At 59.0% G+C, this 18670-nt stretch carries 17 protein-coding genes and 1 riboswitch; of the genes, 8 read left to right on the forward strand and 9 right to left on the reverse strand.

The genetic code is table 11. From position 1 onward, the window contains the following. Window positions 1-164: 164 nt before the first annotated feature. Window positions 165-1910 (reverse strand): DNA primase, encoded by a 1746-nt coding sequence (dnaG, locus tag G9X48_RS14845; RefSeq protein ID WP_097641239.1) that lies wholly within the window; start codon window positions 1908-1910, stop codon window positions 165-167. Between the two features lie 112 nt (window positions 1911-2022). After that, complete coding sequence (rpsU, locus tag G9X48_RS14850) at window positions 2023-2238, reverse strand: 30S ribosomal protein S21 (protein ID WP_001144069.1); 216 nt, start codon at window positions 2236-2238, stop codon at window positions 2023-2025. A gap of 248 nt (window positions 2239-2486) precedes the next feature. Between rpsU and tsaD the strand changes: the two genes are divergently transcribed. After that, window positions 2487-3500, forward strand: coding sequence for a tRNA (adenosine(37)-N6)-threonylcarbamoyltransferase complex transferase subunit TsaD (gene tsaD, locus G9X48_RS14855; RefSeq protein ID WP_007778149.1), 1014 nt, complete (start codon window positions 2487-2489; stop codon window positions 3498-3500). Between the two features lie 36 nt (window positions 3501-3536). On the opposite strand, the gene plsY is transcribed toward tsaD, so the two are convergent. Beyond that, window positions 3537-4154 carry a glycerol-3-phosphate 1-O-acyltransferase PlsY gene (gene plsY, locus G9X48_RS14860; RefSeq protein ID WP_004385594.1) on the reverse strand — a complete coding sequence of 206 codons (618 nt, stop codon included), beginning with the start codon at window positions 4152-4154 and terminating at the stop codon, window positions 3537-3539. Between the two features lie 107 nt (window positions 4155-4261). Here plsY and folB point away from each other — a divergent pair, with 107 nt between their 5' ends. Then, window positions 4262-4621 carry a bifunctional dihydroneopterin aldolase/7,8-dihydroneopterin epimerase gene (folB, locus tag G9X48_RS14865; protein WP_007707315.1) on the forward strand — a complete coding sequence of 120 codons (360 nt, stop codon included), beginning with the start codon at window positions 4262-4264 and terminating at the stop codon, window positions 4619-4621. 126 nt (window positions 4622-4747) lie between these two features. Further along, window positions 4748-5566: an undecaprenyl-diphosphate phosphatase gene (gene bacA, locus G9X48_RS14870; RefSeq protein ID WP_004385596.1), complete on the forward strand. Its 819-nt coding sequence runs from the start codon at window positions 4748-4750 to the stop codon at window positions 5564-5566. 5 nt (window positions 5567-5571) lie between these two features. On the opposite strand, the gene G9X48_RS14875 is transcribed toward bacA, so the two are convergent. Both G9X48_RS14875 and G9X48_RS14880 read right to left on the reverse strand, forming a co-directional pair. Then, window positions 5572-6819, reverse strand: a complete 1248-nt coding sequence (locus tag G9X48_RS14875) for a multifunctional CCA addition/repair protein (protein ID WP_097641240.1) — start codon at window positions 6817-6819, stop codon at window positions 5572-5574. 95 nt (window positions 6820-6914) lie between these two features. Then, complete coding sequence (locus G9X48_RS14880; RefSeq protein WP_004385598.1) at window positions 6915-7529, reverse strand: TIGR04211 family SH3 domain-containing protein; 615 nt, start codon at window positions 7527-7529, stop codon at window positions 6915-6917. Between the two features lie 250 nt (window positions 7530-7779). Here G9X48_RS14880 and G9X48_RS14885 point away from each other — a divergent pair, with 250 nt between their 5' ends. From G9X48_RS14885 to hldE, 3 genes are all read left to right on the forward strand, one after another. After that, window positions 7780-9081, forward strand: a complete 1302-nt coding sequence (locus G9X48_RS14885) for an inorganic triphosphatase (protein ID WP_063265308.1) — start codon at window positions 7780-7782, stop codon at window positions 9079-9081. A 19-nt stretch (window positions 9082-9100) separates the two neighbouring features. Next, a complete protein-coding gene (gene glnE / locus G9X48_RS14890) occupies window positions 9101-11938 on the forward strand; it encodes a bifunctional [glutamate--ammonia ligase]-adenylyl-L-tyrosine phosphorylase/[glutamate--ammonia-ligase] adenylyltransferase (RefSeq protein ID WP_097641241.1) in 2838 nt (945 codons plus the stop codon). A 67-nt stretch (window positions 11939-12005) separates the two neighbouring features. Then, a complete protein-coding gene (gene hldE, locus G9X48_RS14895; protein ID WP_004385601.1) occupies window positions 12006-13433 on the forward strand; it encodes a bifunctional D-glycero-beta-D-manno-heptose-7-phosphate kinase/D-glycero-beta-D-manno-heptose 1-phosphate adenylyltransferase HldE in 1428 nt (475 codons plus the stop codon). A 50-nt stretch (window positions 13434-13483) separates the two neighbouring features. On the opposite strand, the gene G9X48_RS14900 is transcribed toward hldE, so the two are convergent. Continuing rightward, the gene (locus G9X48_RS14900) at window positions 13484-13849 is read right to left on the reverse strand and encodes an accessory factor UbiK family protein (protein ID WP_097641242.1); all 366 of its coding nucleotides are present in this window, start codon (window positions 13847-13849) and stop codon (window positions 13484-13486) included. A gap of 123 nt (window positions 13850-13972) precedes the next feature. Further along, a riboswitch (FMN riboswitch) is annotated at window positions 13973-14156 on the forward strand. A 107-nt stretch (window positions 14157-14263) separates the two neighbouring features. Between G9X48_RS14900 and ribB the strand changes: the two genes are divergently transcribed. Then, entirely contained in the window at window positions 14264-14917 is a 654-nt protein-coding gene (ribB, locus tag G9X48_RS14905) for a 3,4-dihydroxy-2-butanone-4-phosphate synthase (protein WP_012123813.1), read from the forward strand. A 64-nt stretch (window positions 14918-14981) separates the two neighbouring features. Here the strand turns inward: ribB and zupT are convergent, their stop codons facing one another. Further along, complete coding sequence (zupT, locus tag G9X48_RS14910; protein ID WP_032987919.1) at window positions 14982-15758, reverse strand: zinc transporter ZupT; 777 nt, start codon at window positions 15756-15758, stop codon at window positions 14982-14984. Window positions 15759-15949: 191 nt separating this feature from the next. On the opposite strand from zupT, the gene ygiD reads away from it, so the two are divergent. After that, window positions 15950-16741 (forward strand): 4,5-DOPA dioxygenase extradiol, encoded by a 792-nt coding sequence (gene ygiD, locus G9X48_RS14915; RefSeq protein WP_097641828.1) that lies wholly within the window; start codon window positions 15950-15952, stop codon window positions 16739-16741. A 27-nt stretch (window positions 16742-16768) separates the two neighbouring features. On the opposite strand, the gene G9X48_RS14920 is transcribed toward ygiD, so the two are convergent. Then, window positions 16769-17929 carry a glutathionylspermidine synthase family protein gene (locus tag G9X48_RS14920; protein ID WP_097641827.1) on the reverse strand — a complete coding sequence of 387 codons (1161 nt, stop codon included), beginning with the start codon at window positions 17927-17929 and terminating at the stop codon, window positions 16769-16771. 3 nt (window positions 17930-17932) lie between these two features. After that, a complete protein-coding gene (locus G9X48_RS14925) occupies window positions 17933-18586 on the reverse strand; it encodes a DUF1190 family protein (protein ID WP_004385609.1) in 654 nt (217 codons plus the stop codon). Window positions 18587-18670: the final 84 nt, after the last annotated feature.

Consider the following 18670-nt stretch of genomic DNA (forward strand, 5'->3'; position numbering starts at 1 on the left):
TTCATATCACAACATGTTGCAAGCGACGGCGTTTCAGTAGTGCCTGGACGCTTCGACAGCGATATAAAACCACAGGGCGGTGCGGGCTGTTTTATTATTGCCGCTGCCCGGCAGTGCGGCTCTCGGGTGCACCCGATCGTCAATCGGCAATTAAGCCGCGGAATTTATTTTCTGGCGCGCGCCTCGGTAATGATGCGCACTTCTTCGCGCTCCGCCGCGCTAAGTCCCTGGGTGCGCGAGCGGGCGATCAATTCTGTTAGTCTCAACTCCAGCACTGAATCAAACATATGGTCCAGCGCGTCGGTGAACGTTTTCTCTGCGATATCCTTATCTGCTATATCGTCCCACGTTGAGAGTTTTTCAAGGGTAGCGGCTTCTTTTGTACCGCGATAATGTTCGAGCAACTGCCCGGTGGTCAGACCAGGCTGTGAAAGACAAGTATTGACCAGCTCTGCAAACAGCTCCAGTCCCGGCAGCTTTGTTTTATCCAATGCGGCCAGTGAGGGCACTAAAGGCGCCAGCTCAGGATTCTGGACTAATAATCCTATCAGTATACGCATGGTTGTACGCTTTAGCGTCGGCGCAGGCCGCGTTTGCGAATTATCTGCCTGGCGCGTCATCAACCGCTCAAGCTGGCTGTCATCCAGAATGCCGAGCTTGTTGCCTAACTCCTGACGCAGATAGATGCGCAGCGTCTCGCCCGGCACCTGGCTGATTAACGGCAGCGCCAGCGTGCTGAGCTGCGCACGCCCGTCCGGCGTGCTCAAATCCACCTGCGGCAGCAGGCTGTTAAACAGGAACGTCGAGAGCGGCTGTGCCTGCTCCATACGCGCCTCGAACGCCGCTTTGCCTTCCTGACGAACCAGCGTATCCGGGTCTTCGCCATCGGGCAGAAACATAAAGCGTAGCTGACGTCCGTCCGTCATGTAAGGCAGCGCGGTTTCCAGCGCGCGCCACGCGGCGCTTCTGCCTGCTCTGTCGCCGTCGTAACAGCAAATCACGTTATTCGTGACACGAAAAAGCATCTGGATATGCTCTGCCGTGGTCGCGGTGCCGAGCGAGGCGACCGCATAGTTAATGTCATACTGCGACAGCGCCACGACATCCATATAACCTTCGACCACCAGAAGCCGCGGCGGGTTCGGATCGCTTTGCTGAACTTCATAAAGGCCATACAGCTGGCGGCCCTTATGGAAAATATCGGTTTCCGGGGAGTTTAAATATTTCGGCAGCGCATCGCCTAACACGCGGCCGCCAAAGCCTATCACTCGCCCGCGCTTGTCGCGGATGGGGAACATCACCCGTTCGCGAAAGCGGTCGTAACTGCGGCCGTGATCGTTGGTCACCAGCATGCCCGCGTCGATAAGCGACTTGCGGTTTTCGCTGTTATTGCCAAAACGCTTGAGCACGTTGTCCCAGCCCGGCGGCGCGTAGCCAATCGCGAAACGTTCAATAACCGATTCGCTCAGCCCGCGTTTTGCCAGATACTGGCGCGCTGGTTCGGCGCTTTGCGCCTGTAAGGCCTGACGATAAAAACCGTTCAGCCCGTCCAGCAGCTCATACAGCGTCTGGCGCTGGTGACGCTCTATTTGCGTCGGTCCGCTACCCGCTTCGAACGGCACTTCCAGATTATGCATCGCCGCCAGCTCTTCGACGGTCTCGACGAATTCGAGCTTGTCGTAATTCATCAGGAAGTCGATAGCGTTGCCGTGCGCGCCGCAACCGAAGCAGTGATAAAACTGTTTTTCGCCGTTTACGGTGAAAGAGGGGGTTTTTTCATTATGGAAGGGACAGCACGCGTGGTAGTTCTTGCCCTGCTTCTTGAGCTTTACCCGTGCGTCTATCAGGTCGACGATATCGGTGCGAGCCAGCAGATCATTGATAAAGACACGTGGGATTCGTCCAGCCATAAGCCCCGTTTTTATCAGCCCATAAACGAGAATAAGCCGCGCATTCCTTTCGGAAGCACGGCCTCTACAACTACTACTCTGTCTGTTTCAGGGGAGGATATCCCCTGAGGAATTAGTACAGACGAGTACGGCGTGCGTTTTCGCGAGCCAGTTTCTTCGCGTGACGTTTCACTGCGGAAGCTTTGGCGCGTTTACGTTCGGTAGTCGGTTTTTCATAGAATTCACGACGACGAACTTCCGCCAGAACACCCGCTTTCTCGCAGGAACGTTTGAAGCGACGCAGTGCTACGTCGAACGGCTCGTTTTCACGTACTTTAATTACCGGCATGTGCCTCTCACCTTTGATTAATTCGGTTCTGCTGGCATCAGATAGCCAGCTTATTTCAAAATGGTGCGGAATTTTACTGCAACTGCTGCTGCTTTGTAAAGCACCGCCAGGACCAGAAACGCGGTTTTTGTGCGGTCTATTCCAGGGGCACGTATTATACACTATCTGGCCGCCTGGGTTGAGCAAAGTTTTACATCGGCCACCGTTGGCCCTACACTGCGCGGCAGGCGAGAGAGGTAAGAAAAACCATGCGTGTACTGGGAATTGAGACATCCTGTGATGAAACCGGCATCGCGATTTATGACGATGAAAACGGGTTATTAGCCAACCAATTGTATAGTCAGGTAAAACTGCATGCCGATTACGGCGGCGTCGTGCCTGAACTGGCCTCGCGCGATCACGTGCGTAAAACTGTGCCCCTGATTCAGGCTGCCATAAAAGAAGCGGGCCTGACGGCGAAGGATATCGACGCGGTGGCGTATACCGCAGGGCCAGGACTTGTGGGCGCGCTGTTAGTCGGCGCGACGGTCGGCCGCGCGCTGGCGTTCGCCTGGGATGTGCCTGCGGTGCCGGTGCACCACATGGAAGGCCATCTGCTGGCACCGATGTTAGAAGACAATCCGCCCGAATTTCCTTTCGTGGCGCTACTGGTTTCTGGCGGCCATACGCAGCTTATCAGCGTGACGGGGATCGGCCAGTATGAATTGCTGGGCGAGTCTATTGACGACGCTGCGGGCGAAGCGTTCGATAAAACCGCCAAGCTGCTGGGTCTTGATTACCCGGGCGGCCCGATGCTGTCGAAAATGGCGGCGCAGGGCACAGCGGGGCGTTTTACCTTTCCGCGTCCGATGACCGACCGTCCGGGCCTGGATTTCAGCTTCTCCGGGCTGAAAACGTTCGCCGCGAATACCATTCGTGATAACGGCACCGACGATCAGACCCGCGCCGACATTGCGCGCGCGTTTGAAGATGCGGTGGTGGACACCCTGATGATCAAATGCCGCCGTGCGCTGGATCAGACCGGCTTTAAGCGTCTGGTGATGGCGGGCGGCGTGAGCGCTAACCGCACGCTGCGCGCGCGTCTCGCGGAAATGATGCAAAAACGCGGCGGCGAGGTTTTCTATGCGCGCCCGGAATTCTGTACCGATAACGGTGCGATGATCGCCTATGCAGGCATGGTGCGTCTGAAAGCGAAAGGCGAAGCGGGGCTTGGTGTGACCGTGCGTCCGCGCTGGCCGCTTTCGGAGCTGCCTGCCGCGTAACGCGTCAGCAAAGTCATAAAGAAAAGGAGTGAATCATCACTCCTTTTTTTGTGGCCGCTTTTTGCGAAACCGGCTCCAGATTTTGCTTTCCTGGCCGCGCCACAGGCGCTGAATATTATCGTGATGGCGCAGAAGAATAAGACACGAGAGCATCGCTACCGGGAATGTAAACTGCGGCTTAAACCACCAGACATAAAACGGCGCCACCAGCGCGCTGACGATCGCGCCAAGCGAGGAATACCCGCTCAGTAACACCGTCAGAAGCCAGGTGCCTGCCATCACGCCAGTAAGATCCCAGCCGATAGGCGCAATCGCGCCGAACGCCGTCGCCACGCCTTTACCGCCGCGAAAATGGAAAAAGACCGGCCAGATATGGCCCAGACAGGCAGCAATGGCGATAAGCCCCAGCCAGAATGGCGTCACGCCCAGCGCATACGCACCCCAGACCGGCAGCATGCCTTTCAGCACATCGAATATCAGTACCGCCAGGGCTGCTCCCTTGCCGCCAATTCGCAGGACGTTGGTCGCTCCGGGGTTGCCGGAACCGCTGTCACGAGGATCGGGAAGACCCGCGATGCGGCAGACCAGAATGGCGCTGGAGATCGAGCCGCAAAGGTACGCGAGGAGGATCATTCCAGGCGCGATTGCACTCATAACGCTGTTCCGTTGTGAAAATGTCGTTGTATTCTCTGCATCTGTGGATAATACGCATATTTTGCCGGAAGTGGTATCCGGCGGGGCTAAAAACAGGCAGGGCCGTGATGGACATAGTATTTATAGAGCAACTTTCGGTAATCACCACTATTGGCGTTTACGACTGGGAACAGACCATCGAGCAGAAACTCGTGTTCGATATCGAAATCGGCTGGGACAACCGGGCGGCGGCGGCGAGTGACGACGTGCGCGACTGTCTGAGCTACGCGGACGTCACGCAGGCGGTGCTGGAACATGTCGGTAATGGTCGTTTCGCGCTGGTGGAACGGGTGGCGGAAGAAGTCGCGGAGATCATTCTGACGCGCTTTAACGCTCCCTGGGTGCGCATCAAATTAAGCAAGCCAGGCGCAGTGGCGCAGGCCGCGAATGTCGGCGTGATGATTGAGCGTAGCAATAATCCGAATTAAAACATTTAAATTCATAATGAGTAAACCAAACGCGGGTATACCGGTCATAATGCAGGAACTTACGCGGCCGTCGCGCTGACTGCCGCGTTTTTTAGCGCTTATTTTTGGGGTACGAGGGTTTACTGAATGACTGATATGCACTCGCTGCTGGTGGCGGCGATCCTGGGCATTGTTGAAGGGCTCACCGAATTCCTGCCGGTCTCCAGTACCGGTCATATGATAATTGTGGGTCACCTGCTGGGGTTTGAAGGCGACACTGCGAAAACTTTCGAAGTGGTTATCCAGTTGGGTTCCATTCTGGCGGTCGTCGTGATGTTCTGGCGTCGCCTGTTCGGGCTCATTGGCATCCATTTCGGGCATCCGCCGCATGAAGGCGTCGGCAAAGGTCGCCTGTCGCTCATCCACATTCTGCTTGGTATGGTGCCGGCGGTCGTGCTGGGGCTGGTGTTCCACGATTTCATCAAGTCGCTGTTTAACCCGATCAACGTGATGTATGCGCTGGTGGTGGGCGGCGTGCTGCTGATTATCGCCGAAGTGCTGAAGCCGAAAGAGCCAAAAGCGCCGGGGCTGGACGACATGACGTACCGCCAGGCGTTTTTTATTGGCTGCTTCCAGTGTCTGGCGCTGTGGCCGGGCTTCTCGCGTTCCGGGGCGACCATTTCCGGCGGTATGCTGGTGGGCGTGAGCCGCTATGCGGCTTCTGAATTCTCGTTCCTGCTCGCCGTACCGATGATGATGGGGGCTACCGCGCTCGATCTCTATAAAAGCATGGGCTTCCTGACGATGGCGGATCTGCCGATGTTCGCGGTCGGTTTTGTCACCGCGTTCGTCGTGGCGCTGGTGGCGATCAAAACCTTCCTGCACATCATCAAACGTATCTCTTTTATTCCTTTCGCGATTTACCGTTTTATCGTGGCTGCCGCCGTTTTCGCGGTGTTCATGTAAACGTCTTAGCCCTCAGCCGCTGGCTGGGGGCATCGCTCTTCCTTCCAGGCCGCCACCGCGCGAATACGCCGTTTTGTCAGTTCCTCACGAATCGCCGGGCCGGTAAAGCCTGCTTCCACCACCTCTTTTGGCGATACCGCGCGCGCCACTTCCCACGCTTCGCGCAATAGCCGCGCCTGCGGATAATCTTTCGCTTCAAAGCCGGTGCGTCCGCGCACGTCAGCCTCGCTGGTAATGGCAATCTGCTCCACGCGCTGCGGCTTGCGCCAGGCGTCTATCGAATCAAACAGGCCCACAATGGTGCGCGGCTTGAGTATCGGGAAGGTGTGAATCAGGTCGTGGAATTCCGCCACCAGCTTCGCGAGATCGCGAATATCGTTCGGCACGCGCAACCGCTCGCAAACCTGCGCCACCAGCCGCACGCCCGCCGGGCCGTGGCCGTGATGGCGCGGCCAGAGGTGCGGCGGCGTTAACCCTTTGCCGAGATCGTGACACAGCGCTGCAAAACGCACGTCCACCGCCGGGCTTAACATTGCGGCCATGGCGAGCGTCATCAGCGTATGGATGCCGGTGTCGATTTCCGGGTGCCATTTGGCCGGGGCCGGAACGCCGAACAGCTTGTCTACTTCCGGGAACAGCACTTTCAGCGCGCCGCACTCGCGCAGCATCAGGAAGTAGATTTGCGGGTTACGGGTGGTGAGCGCGCTTTCGGTCTCTTTCCAGACGCGCTCCGCCGTCAGATGCTCCAGTTCACCGTTCTCCGCCATCTCGCGCATGAGCGAAAGCGTTTCCTGCGCGATGCGAAACCCGAGATGCGCATAACGCGCGGCGAAGCGGGCCACGCGCAGCACGCGCAGCGGATCTTCGTTAAAGGCGGGCGAGACGTGGCGCAGCAGGCGCGCTTTTAAATCGTCGCGGCCGTGGTACGGGTCGATAAATTCGCCGGAATCATCCTGAGCGATAGCGTTAATGGTGAGATCGCGGCGCTGTAAATCCTGCTCCAGTGTCACGTCCGGCGCGGCATAGCAGGTAAAGCCGGTGTAACCCTGGCCTGATTTCCGCTCGGTGCGTGCCAGCGCGTACTCTTCGTGGGTTTGCGGATGCAAAAAGACCGGGAAATCTTTCCCGACCTGCTGATACCCAAGCGCCAGCATTTCGGCGGGCGTGGCACCCACGACCACCCAGTCTTTGTCTTTTACCGGCAGCCCTAACAGGGCATCGCGTACCGCACCACCAACCAGATAACTCTTCACGCATTCCACTCCGACATCAATTCAGCCGACAGATAATACGTTAAGTGTAGAGGAGATGGTGAGTGAAAAGGGCAGCGGGCGCTGCCCTGAGAGGATTAGTTCATCCAGCGGTCTTTGCGTTTGCGGCTTGGGATCATGTGCGGGAGCAGCAAACCGAGCAGCAAACCAACACCCAGCACGCCGCCGCCATACATAAACCACTGCATGATGATGGTGCGCTGTTTATCGTCGATCTGGATATTGGCGGCGTTCACTTTCTTCTGCGCCACGATAAGCTCGTTTTTGAGCTTCTGGTTCTCATTTTTCAGGCCGTTGATGATGCCATCGCTCGCCGCGACTTTCTTCTGCATCTCCGCCGTGCGCTGATTCCAGGTGGTGTCGATATTCGTCAGCTTATCGGTCAGGGTTTTGACCTGATTTTCCAGCTCCGGCACGCGGGTTCGCAGGCTGGGCTCGCTTTTCAGCTGTTCCAGCGGGATCCACGACGTGCGGCCGCTGGCATCACGAATCTGTCCATATTTGCCGTTACTTTCGAGCAGTGCGACTTCTTCGCCGGCGTTGACCGTGCCGACCAGGCGGTAATTGTCACCAGGGCCGCTACGCACCCAGGTGTTGAGTTCATCCGAGACATAGCGTTTTTCTTCGGCAACGGCCTGGAAAGTGACGCTAAGCGCAAGCAAGGAAAAGCAAATCAGACGTAATTTGTGCATCAGTTGGTCGTTATTGTCGTTGAAAGTGGAACGATAGTAGTGGCATCAGTCTGACGATGCAAAGCGTAAACCTGAATGGGAATCTTCCTGGTCAGCCTGTCGCCTGCCACCGCGGCAAATTTCGTATTTTGATGGCGTCAAAAAGCCTCAAACATGGCAATTTTTCACAAAATACTATCTACTGACAGATACCAGGCTATTAAGTTCGCTGGAGTTTTCTTCAGTGTGACCCAACGAGTAAAGCAGAGACATGGCTCAGGAAATCGAACTCAAATTTATCGTCGACCCGGAACAGATTGACGCGCTGCGCGCCACGCTAAACGCCCTTGAGGCTGAACACAGCGCCCCGCGCCAGTTGGTCAACATCTACTACGAAACCGCGGACAACCAGTTGCGCCGTCACGATATGGGGCTGCGTATCCGCGGCGATAATGGCCGTTATGAAATGACCATGAAAGTGGCGGGCCGCACGACCGGCGGGTTGCATCAGCGCCCGGAATATAATGTCGCGCTGGAATCCCCGGCGCTTGCGCTCACGCGCTTCCCGGCGGAAGTCTGGCCGGAAGGGCTGTCGCCCGAGACATTGCAGGCGGCGGTGAAACCGCTGTTCAGCACCGATTTCGCGCGTGAAAAGTGGGTGGTTACTTACGGCGAAAGCCGCATTGAGCTTGCGCTTGATCGTGGCGAAGTGAAAGCCGGCGAGCTGGCGGAACCGATCTGCGAGCTGGAGCTGGAACTGCTGCAGGGCGAGGCGGCCGATGTGCTGAAATTTGCCCGTCAGCTGGTGGCGAAACCGGGCCTGCGCCAGGGCAGCCTCAGCAAAGCGGCGCGCGGCTATCATCTGGCGCAGGGGAACCCTGAACGCCCGCTGCGTCCGCTGACGCTTCTTAAAGTGCCTGCGAAAATCACGGTCGAACAGGGGTTTGAAGCGTCGCTGGAGTGGGCGCTCGATCACTGGCTGTACCACGAAGAGCTATGGCTGCGCGGTAACGATAAAGCGAAGCAGCAGGTGCGTGAGGCCATTGCGCTGGTGCGCCATACGCTGGCGCTGTTCGGCGGCATTGTTCCGCGAAAAGCGAGCACTCGCTTACGCGATCTGCTGACCCAGTGCGAAGCGACGCTCGCGACTGACGCATCGGCCCAGACGGTCGCCTTTAGCGCCATTCAGGCCTCTGCGCGCCTGGCGCTCACCGAATGGCTGATTTTCCGTAGCTGGCAGCCTTTCCTTGATGAAAAGGGCCGTCAGAAAATGGCGGATTCCTGGAAACGCTTTGCCGATATCAACCTCTCGCGTCACGCCGCGGAACTGAAAGCCGCGTTTGGTCAGCCGCTCGGCGACCGCTACGTTGATCAGCTGCCGCGCCTTTCGCGTGAACTGGACGCGCTGCGCCTGCTGGCGGGCGTCTATGACGACACCGTCGCGCTGTTCTGGCTCGATAACTGGCAGGGGCTGCGTCACGCCATCGAAACCGGCCAGCGTATTGAAATCGAGCATTTCCGCAATGAGGCTATCTCGCAGGCGCCGTTCTGGCGGCACAGCGGGAAAGTGTAAATAACCACAGGAAACCCGCATGACGCCGCTCTCCCTCCCTTTGCAACAACAGTGGCAAGCCGTGGTGGAGCGGCTGCCGTTTGATGCCGCCGCGCTCAGCGATGACGCGCGCGCGGTGCTCACCTTCAGCGATTTTGTCCGCGAGGCGCTCAGCGCGCACCCGCAATGGCTGAGCGAGCTGGAAGCCGCGCCGCCCGCGCCTGATGAATGGCGTCACTATCCTGCCTGGCTTCAGACCGCGCTCGCGGAAGTGAACGACGAGGCGGCGCTGATGCGCGCGCTGCGCCAGTTCCGCCGCCGGATGATGACGCGCATCGCCTGGTCGCAGACGCTTAAGCAGGCCACCACGCAGGAAACGCTCACGCAGCTCAGCCAGCTTGCGGAAACGCTTATCGTCGCCGCGCGCGACTGGCTCTACGCCGCCTGCTGTCGCGAATGGGGCACGCCGTGCAACGCGCAGGGCGTTCCGCAGCCGCTGATGATCCTCGGTATGGGAAAACTCGGCGGCGGCGAACTCAACTTTTCTTCGGATATCGATCTTATCTTCGCCTGGCCGGAAGGCGGCTCGACCCAGGGCGGACGGCGCGAACTCGATAACGCGCAGTTTTTCACGCGCCTCGGGCAGCGGCTTATCAAAGCGCTCGACCAGCCCACGCAGGACGGTTTTGTCTACCGCGTGGACATGCGCCTGCGGCCATTTGGCGACAGCGGCCCGCTGGTGCTGAGCTTCGCGGCGCTTGAGGATTACTACCAGGAGCAGGGGCGCGACTGGGAGCGCTACGCGATGGTCAAAGCGCGCATCATGGGCGATAACGACGACGCCTGGAGCCAGGAGCTGCGCGCCATGCTGCGGCCGTTTATCTTCCGCCGCTATATCGATTTCAGCGTGATCCAGTCGCTGCGCAACATGAAGGGCATGATTGCCCGCGAAGTGCGCCGCCGGGGGCTGACCGATAACATCAAGCTTGGTGCAGGCGGCATCCGCGAAACCGAGTTTATCGTTCAGGTGTTCCAGCTGATCCGCGGGGGGCGCGAGCCGTCGTTACAGCAGCGCTCGCTGCTGCCGACGCTTGAAGCGATTGAGCAACTGCGTCTGCTCTCGCCGGACGACGCCGCTTGCCTGCGCGAGGCCTATCTCTTCCTGCGGCGTCTCGAAAACCTGCTGCAAAGCATTAACGATGAACAGACCCAGACGCTGCCTGGCGACGCGCTTAATCGCGCGCGTCTGGCCTGGGCAATGGACGAAGAGAGCTGGGACGCGCTCAGCGCGCGGCTGGAGCGCCATATGGCGGGCGTGCGGCGCGTGTTTAACGAGCTTATCGGCGATGAAGAGCCGGGCACGGGCGAAGAGGCGCTGAACGAAGGCTGGCGCGAGCTGTGGCATGACGCGCTTGATGCCGACGATGACACGCCGGTGCTGAGCGAGCTGGGCGCGGAAAGCCGGATGCGGTTCCTCGCAACACTCGCGGATTTTCGTAAAGAGACCGAAAAGCGCACTATCGGGCCGCGCGGTCGTCAGGTGCTTGATAATTTGATGCCGCCTTTGCTGAACGCCGTCTGTGCAAGTCCGGACGACGCGGCGCTGGCGCTCTCCCGTGTCACGCCGCTGCTCACCGGCATTGTCACCCGTACCACGTATCTTGAACTGCTAAGCGAATATCCCGGCGCGCTGAAGCACTTAATTCGCCTGTGCGCCGCCTCGCCGATGGTCGCAAGCCAGCTGGCGCGCTACCCGCTACTGCTTGATGAACTGCTCGACCCGAATACGCTCTATCAGCCGACGGCGATGGACGCCTATCGCGACGAGCTGCGCCAGTATCTGCTGCGCGTGCCGGATGATGACGAAGAACAACAGCTTGAGGCGCTGCGCCAGTTTAAACAGGCGCAACTGCTGCGCGTGGCGGCGGCGGATATCGCCGGTACGCTGCCGGTGATGAAAGTGAGCGATCACTTAACCTGGCTTGCCGAGGCGATTATTGATGCGGTCGTGCAGCAGGCGTGGGGCCATATGGTGGCGCGCTACGGCCAGCCGACGCATCTGCGCGGTCGCGACGGGCGCGGTTTCGCGGTGGTGGGCTATGGCAAGCTCGGCGGCTGGGAGCTCGGCTACAGCTCCGATCTTGATTTAGTCTTCCTGCATGACTGCCCGGCGGATGTCATGACCGACGGCGAGCGCGAAATCGATGGCCGCCAGTTCTATCTGCGCCTGGCGCAGCGCATTATGCATCTCTTCAGCACCCGCACGTCGTCCGGCATTCTCTATGAAGTGGACGCCCGTCTTCGCCCGTCCGGCGCGGCAGGCATGCTGGTGACCACCGCGGAAGCGTTCGCCGATTACCAGAAAAACGAGGCCTGGACGTGGGAGCATCAGGCGCTGGTGCGCGCCCGCGTCGTCTACGGCGACAGGCCGCTGCAGGCGCAGTTTGACGCGATTCGCCGCGACGTCCTCGCCACCCCGCGCGAGGGCGACAAGCTGCAAACGGACGTGCGCGAAATGCGCGAAAAAATGCGCGCGCATCTGGGCAATAAAAACCGCGACCGGTTTGATATCAAAGCCGATGAAGGCGGCATTACGGATATCGAATTTATTACGCAGTATCTGGTGCTGCGCTACGCGCCGGAGCAGCCGAAGCTGACGCGCTGGTCCGATAACGTGCGTATTCTGGAGCTGCTGGCGCAGAATGACATTATGCGCGAGGACGAGGCGAAAGCGCTGACGCACGCTTATGTTACGCTGCGCGATGAACTGCACCGGCTGGCGCTACAGGAACAGCCAGGTCATGTGGCGCAGACGGCGTTCGGGCCTGAGCGCGAACAGGTGCGCGAGAGCTGGCGGCGCTGGCTGGCCCCGGCGTAACCGTGCGATTGCGCGTAACTGTGCTATCATCGCGCGCAAATTTTGGTGTCTCTCAGGAGAGTCAGGAATGAAAGTAACGCTGCCCGATTTTGAACGCGCAGGCGTCATGGTAGTGGGTGATGTGATGCTGGACCGCTACTGGTATGGCCCGACGAGCCGCATTTCACCAGAAGCGCCGGTGCCGGTCGTTAAAGTGGAAACCATCGAAGAGCGCCCGGGCGGCGCGGCGAACGTGGCGATGAACATCGCGTCTCTTGGCGCCAGCTCGCGCCTGGTCGGCCTGACGGGTATTGACGACGCGGCGCGCGCGCTCAGCCAGTCTCTGGCACAGGTGAACGTGAAATGTGATTTTGTATCAGTGCCGACGCACCCGACTATCACCAAGCTGCGCGTGCTGTCCCGCAATCAGCAGCTGATCCGCCTCGATTTTGAAGAAGGCTTCGATGGTGTGGATCCCGAGCCGCTGCATGAGCGTATTAACCAGGCGCTGGGGCAGATCGGCGCGCTGGTGCTTTCTGACTACGCCAAAGGCGCGCTCGCAAGCGTCCAGCAGATGATCCAGCTGGCGCGTAAAGCAGGCGTTCCGGTGCTTATCGATCCGAAAGGCACCGATTTCGAGCGTTATCGCGGCGCGACATTGCTGACGCCGAACCTGTCTGAGTTTGAAGCAGTGGCAGGCAAGTGTAAAACCGAGCAGGACATTGTCGAGCGCGGCATGAAAATCATCGCCGATTTCGATCTCAGCGCGCTGCTGGTGACCCGCTCAGAGCAGGGTATGACGCTGCTGCAACCGGGCAAAGCGCCGTTCCACCTGCCGACGCAGGCGCAGGAAGTCTATGACGTGACCGGCGCGGGCGACACCGTGATTGGCGTGCTGGCGGCGACGCTGGCCTCCGGCAATTCGCTGGAAGAAGCCTGCTTCTTCGCCAACGCGGCGGCGGGTGTGGTGGTCGGCAAACTCGGTACGTCAACCGTGTCGCCGGTCGAGCTGGAAAACGCGGTGCGCGGACGCGCGGAGACGGGCTTCGGCGTGATGAGCGAGGCGGCGCTGAAAGAAGCCGTGCTGGCGGCACGCAAGCGCGGCGAGAAAGTGGTGATGACCAACGGCGTGTTCGACATCCTTCATGCAGGCCACGTCTCGTATCTGGCGAACGCGCGCAAGCTTGGCGATCGCCTGATCGTGGCGGTCAACAGCGACGCCTCCACCCGACGCCTGAAAGGCGATACGCGCCCGGTAAACCCGCAGGAGCAGCGTATGATCGTGCTGGCCGCGCTGGAAGCCGTGGACTGGGTAGTGCCGTTTGAAGAAGACACACCGCAGCGGCTTATCAGCGAAATCCTGCCGGATCTGCTGGTTAAAGGCGGCGACTATAAGCCTGAAGATATCGCGGGCAGCAAAGAGGTGTGGGCGAATGGCGGGGACGTCATGGTGCTGAACTTCGAAGATGGCTGCTCGACCACCAATATCATCAAGAAGATCCAGAAGAACAGCTAACGCACGTTGCACGAACGCCCCTTGCCTGGCAGGGGGCGTTGTCGTTTCTGTCAGTCCTGTTTGTCGAGGCTATCGACCGGCGGAATGGCAGGCGGCGGCGTTACGGCAGTCACGGGCGCGCTGGCGCTGCCTGCGGTCGTGGTCGCTGAGGTGTCAGCCGGTGCGGAGGTAGTCGCGCCACGCGATTCCAGCGCGGTCAGACGCTGCTCCAGCGCCGTCAGTTTCTCGCGAGTGCGCAGCAGTACCTGCGTCTGCACGTCAAACTCCTCACGACTCACCAGATCCAGGCGAGACAGCTGGGCCTGCAGTACCTGGCGGATTTTCTTCTCAACATCTTCCCCGATCTCACGGATCCCTTTTGGCATCGATTCATGGACCTGACGGGCGATCTGTTCAATTTTCTTCGGGTCAATCATAGCGGTTTCCCTGATCTGGTATGGTCTGAAGAGTAATTGTAATCGCTGATCGGAAGGGTATAAACCGGAAATGTTTGAATCTCATGCATTGCCGACGATTATCAATGGCGTTATAGTTATCCCGCTTATTCTCAGGGCGGGGTGAAATTCCCCACCGGCGGTAAATCAGGCTTGTTCTGCTCCAGCGCGAAAGCGAAGACGCAAGATAAACTGAAAGCCCGCGAGCGCTTCAGGTTGTTTCTGAAGGTCAGCAGATCCGGTGTAATTCCGGGGCCGACGGTTAAAGTCCGGATGGGAGAGGGTAACGATCTGCCTGGGCTTGCGCCCACTCACGTTATTTTGCTTGCCGCTTGCCGGCACTCCTAAGACCGCCCTGATTCTGGTAATCCATATAATTAATGAGGTTTCTTTACCATGAATCAGACGCTTCTTTCTGCTTTTGGCACCGCTTTTGAACGCGTGGAAAACGCGATCGCCGCACTTCGCGAAGGGCGCGGCGTGATGGTGCTCGATGACGAGAACCGTGAAAACGAAGGCGACATGATTTTCGCCGCCGAAACCATGACTGTTGAACAGATGGCGCTGACCATCCGTCACGGCAGCGGCATCGTCTGCCTGTGCCTGACCGAAGAACGCCGTAAACAGCTTGACCTGCCGATGATGGTGGAAAACAACACCAGCGCGTTCGGCACCGGCTTCACCGTGACCATCGAAGCGGCACACGGCGTGACCACTGGCGTTTCGGCCGCCGACCGCATCACGACCATTCGCGCGGCGATTGCCGACGACGCGAAACCGTCCGATCTGCACCGTCCTGGCCACGTTTTCCCGCTGCGCGCGCAGCCGGGCGGCGTACTGACCCGCGGCGGCCACACCGAAGCGACTATCGATTTAGTCTCGCTGGCGGGCTTTAAACCGGCAGGCGTGCTGTGTGAACTGACTAACGACGACGGCACCATGGCGCGCGCGCCGGAGTGCATCGCGTTTGCCCGCGAACACAATATGCCGGTCGTGACCATTGAAGATTTAGTGAGCTATCGCCAGGCGCAGGAGCGCAAAGCGAGCTGACAAAAAGCCCGGCGAGCGCCGGGCCTGAATGCTTCTGAAAGCCCGGTCTGACCGGGCTTTTTTATTAGCCGCTAAGGCCGCTCGTTTGCAGCAGCGTCAGGCTTAATCCCATCACTGACATGCCGCACAGCACGCCGTAGCTCGGGTTGTTATGCGGATCGATCTCTTTGGCAAGCGGCATCAGTTCATCCACCGACAGCGCCACCATGATCCCGGCGACTGCCGCCATAATCGCCGCCATGACCACCGGCGATACCATGGTGCCGAGAATAAGCCACGCCAGCACGCCGCCCAGAATTTCGGCCATCCCGGAGAGCCCCGCCCAGATAACCGCTTTACGGCGCGAGCCGGTGGCCGCGTAAACCGGGCCTGCCACCGCCAGGCCTTCAGGAATGTTGTGCAGCGCGACGGCGAGCGCAATCCCGAAGCCCAGCTCCAGGTTGGTGCTGGCCGTCACATAGGTGGCGATACCTTCCGGGAAGTTATGCAGGCTGATGCCCAGCGTCAGCAGAAGGGCGGTGCGGCGCAGATTGCGTGACGCATGGGTCGGCGGCGAGTCGATAAGATCCTGCGGGTGCGCGTGCGGCAATATACGATCGAGCGCGAAATAGCCGAGCAGGCCGACGATAAACATGCCATAGCCCAGCACCGGTGACATGCCTTCTTCGCCGAGCGCGGCGGGCAGCATTTCCATAAGCGAAATCAGCAGCATAATGCCTGCGGCAAAGCCCAGCGAGAAGGCCAGCAGCCGGTTGGAGGGTTTCTGCCCCAGCACACCGAGCAGCGCGCCGATAAACGTGGCGCCACCCGCCAGTAAGGTCAGGATCAGAGGCACTGACATCGAACACTCCTTTTTGATAATAATTATCATTAATTTATCGGGCGGAACGGAAAAGTCGAGGCCCGTCCGTGGCTTTTACAGATTACTTACATTCAAATTTTCTGACGGTCTTCATCACGGTTATCTCCGTTCTTTCTCTGTGCGATAAGCGTAAGGTAGCGTTATTGATATTACCGTTTCAGGATACAAAAATGACTGCTTCCACTCGCATGCCCGCACTGTTTTTGGGCCACGGCAGCCCGATGAACGTGCTGGAAGATAACCGTTATACTCGCGCCTGGCGCACGCTTGGCGAAACGCTGCCGCGTCCGAAAGCCATTGTGATGGTCTCGGCCCACTGGTTTACGCGCGGCACCGGCGTGACCGCGATGGAGCAGCCGCAAACCATTCACGATTTCGGCGGCTTTCCGCAGGCGCTGTACGATACGCACTACCCTGCGCCCGGCTCGCCCGCGCTGGCACAGCGCGTCGTGGATCTTCTGGCACCGCTGCCAGTCACGCTTGATAAAGAAGCCTGGGGCTTTGACCACGGTGCCTGGGGCGTACTGATAAAAATGTATCCGCAGGCCGATATTCCGCTGGTGCAACTGAGTATAGACAGCACCAAACCCCCGGTCTGGCACTATCAGATGGGCCAGCGCCTTGCGGCATTACGTGACGAAGGCGTTATGCTGGTGGCGAGCGGCAATGTCGTTCATAACCTGCGTACCGCGCGCTGGCATGGCGAAGGCGAACCCTATCCGTGGGCAGAGTCGTTCAATAACTTTGTTAAAGAGAATCTGACATGGCGCGGCGAGGCGGCGGATCACCCGCTGGTCAACTATCTGGCGCATCCCGGCGGCAGCCTGTCGAACCCGACGGCGGAGCACTTCCTGCCGCTGCTGTATGTACTTGGCGCGTGGAACGGCGTCGAACCGGTGACGATACCGGTCGACGGGCTGGAAATGGCGTCGTTGAGTATGTTATCGGTGCAGGTGGGTTAACCATGGCGCCCTGGGGCGCCATTTCGGTTATTCCACAAACATGTGAGGGTAGAAGCGGGAGAGATCCTGGGTGATCAGCGCTCTGTCTTCACGAATACCGATCCCGGCGGGCTGATCGTTGATAAGCCAGCTGCCGATAAGCGTGTAGCTGTCACCGAATTTCGGCAGCGGATGGAACTGCTGCACGATGGTGCCTTCTTCGCCATACGGGCCTTCCACCTGCGCGATAGTCTGGCCGTTTTCAACGATCGACACGTTAGCGCCTTCGCGGGAGAAAATGGGCTTCACCACATATTTCTCCATCGGCGGCGGGTTATCTTCGCTGAAGTACGCCGGCAGCAGGTTAGGGTGATTTGGGTAGAGTTCCCACAGCAGCGGCAGCAGCGCTTTGTTGGAGATAATGCTCTTCCACGCCGGCTCCAGCCAGCGCACTCCTGCGTCCTCAAGCTTGGTGGAGAACGTCTCGCGCAGCATGTACTCCCACGGATAGAGCTTAAACAGGTTACTGATGACCTGATCCTGGAGATCGGTAAACTGCCCCTTTTCGCCAAGGCCGATATCTTCGATAAACAGAAAATCGTTCTCGATCCCGGCTTCGCTGGCGCAATCCTGTAAATACTGCACCGTACCGCGATCTTCCACCGTATCGCGACAGCAGGCGAGATGCAGGCGGTTAAAGCCGTACTGCGCTTTTAGCTCACCGAAACGCTCGATGATCTTCTCCTGGAGGCTGTTGAACTGATCGCTGCCCTGCGGGAGATTCCCGGCGCGCAACTGATCTTCGAGCCAGATCCACTGAAAGAATGCCGCTTCATATAAAGAGGTCGGCGTATCGGCGTTATTTTCGAGAAGCTTTGGCTCGCCGTGTCCGTCCCAGGCGAGATCGAGACGCGAATAAAGTGACGGCTGGCCGCTGCGCCAGGACTGGCGCACAAATTCCCATGTGTGCTTCGGAATGCGGAATTTGGTCATCAGCGCGTCGCTCGCGACCACTTTCTCCACCACCTGTAAGCACATCTGGTGCAGCTCGGCCGTCACCTCTTCGAGCTTTTCGACCTGCGCCAGCGTCAGGCGGTAGTACGCGTCTTCGCACCAGTACGGCTCGCCGTACATGGTGTGAAAGTTAAAACCGTACTCCGTGGCCTTATCGCGCCAGTCCGGGCGCTCGCTGATAGCGATTCTTTCCATGTGTCAGCCGCCCATTGAACGAGAAGAAGAACCCGCCGCGCTGCGCTGCATCGTGGCCTGTTTCGCGACGGAATCACCAAAACCACCGCGGGTGATGGTTGACGTGGTCGCCGGTTTCGGTGCCATCGCGGATTTCGGTACGGTCATGGTACGGCCCGGCTGCGCGGCACCGTAATTACGGCCGCTGGCGTCGGTATATTTACCGTAAGCCGGGCTTGCCGGGTTGCGCGAGCTGAACAGCGGTTGTTGGGCGAATCCCATGCCGCCGCCCATCAGACGGCCCATCATGTAACCCGCCATCAGCGGCATCCACATGCTGCCGGTCTGCTGCGTGGCCTGGCTGGTATTGGTGTTATTGACTTGTTTGCACTGATCTTCGCCAAATTCCGCCACGCAGTCTTCACGCGTGGCGTATTTCGGCGCGGTGCGTTCCGCCTCTTTCAGGGCGTTGTTATACGCGGTGGTGCATTCAGCGCTTTTGCCGGGGTTGGCGGCCGAGCAGTCGTCTGCGTTTTGATAAAGCTGGACGGTTTCATCGCTCTTTTCGCAACCTGCCAGCATAAAGGCTGCCGTGACCGCGAAGGCCACCGGCGTTAAATGACGCGCGTTCCAGCTTTTGCGAAACATCGCGCGGTTAATCTGTTTTGTCCGTTTCATGCCTGCATCCTGACCCAGTGGTATTGCACAGTTATGGTGCTCAGGATAGTGGATGAGTGGTTGAAATTAAAGCGGGAGGCCGGA

The sequence above is a fragment of the Cronobacter sp. HA18006 genome, assembly GCF_011605445.1.
Taxonomy (GTDB): Bacteria; Pseudomonadota; Gammaproteobacteria; order Enterobacterales; family Enterobacteriaceae; genus Cronobacter; species Cronobacter sakazakii.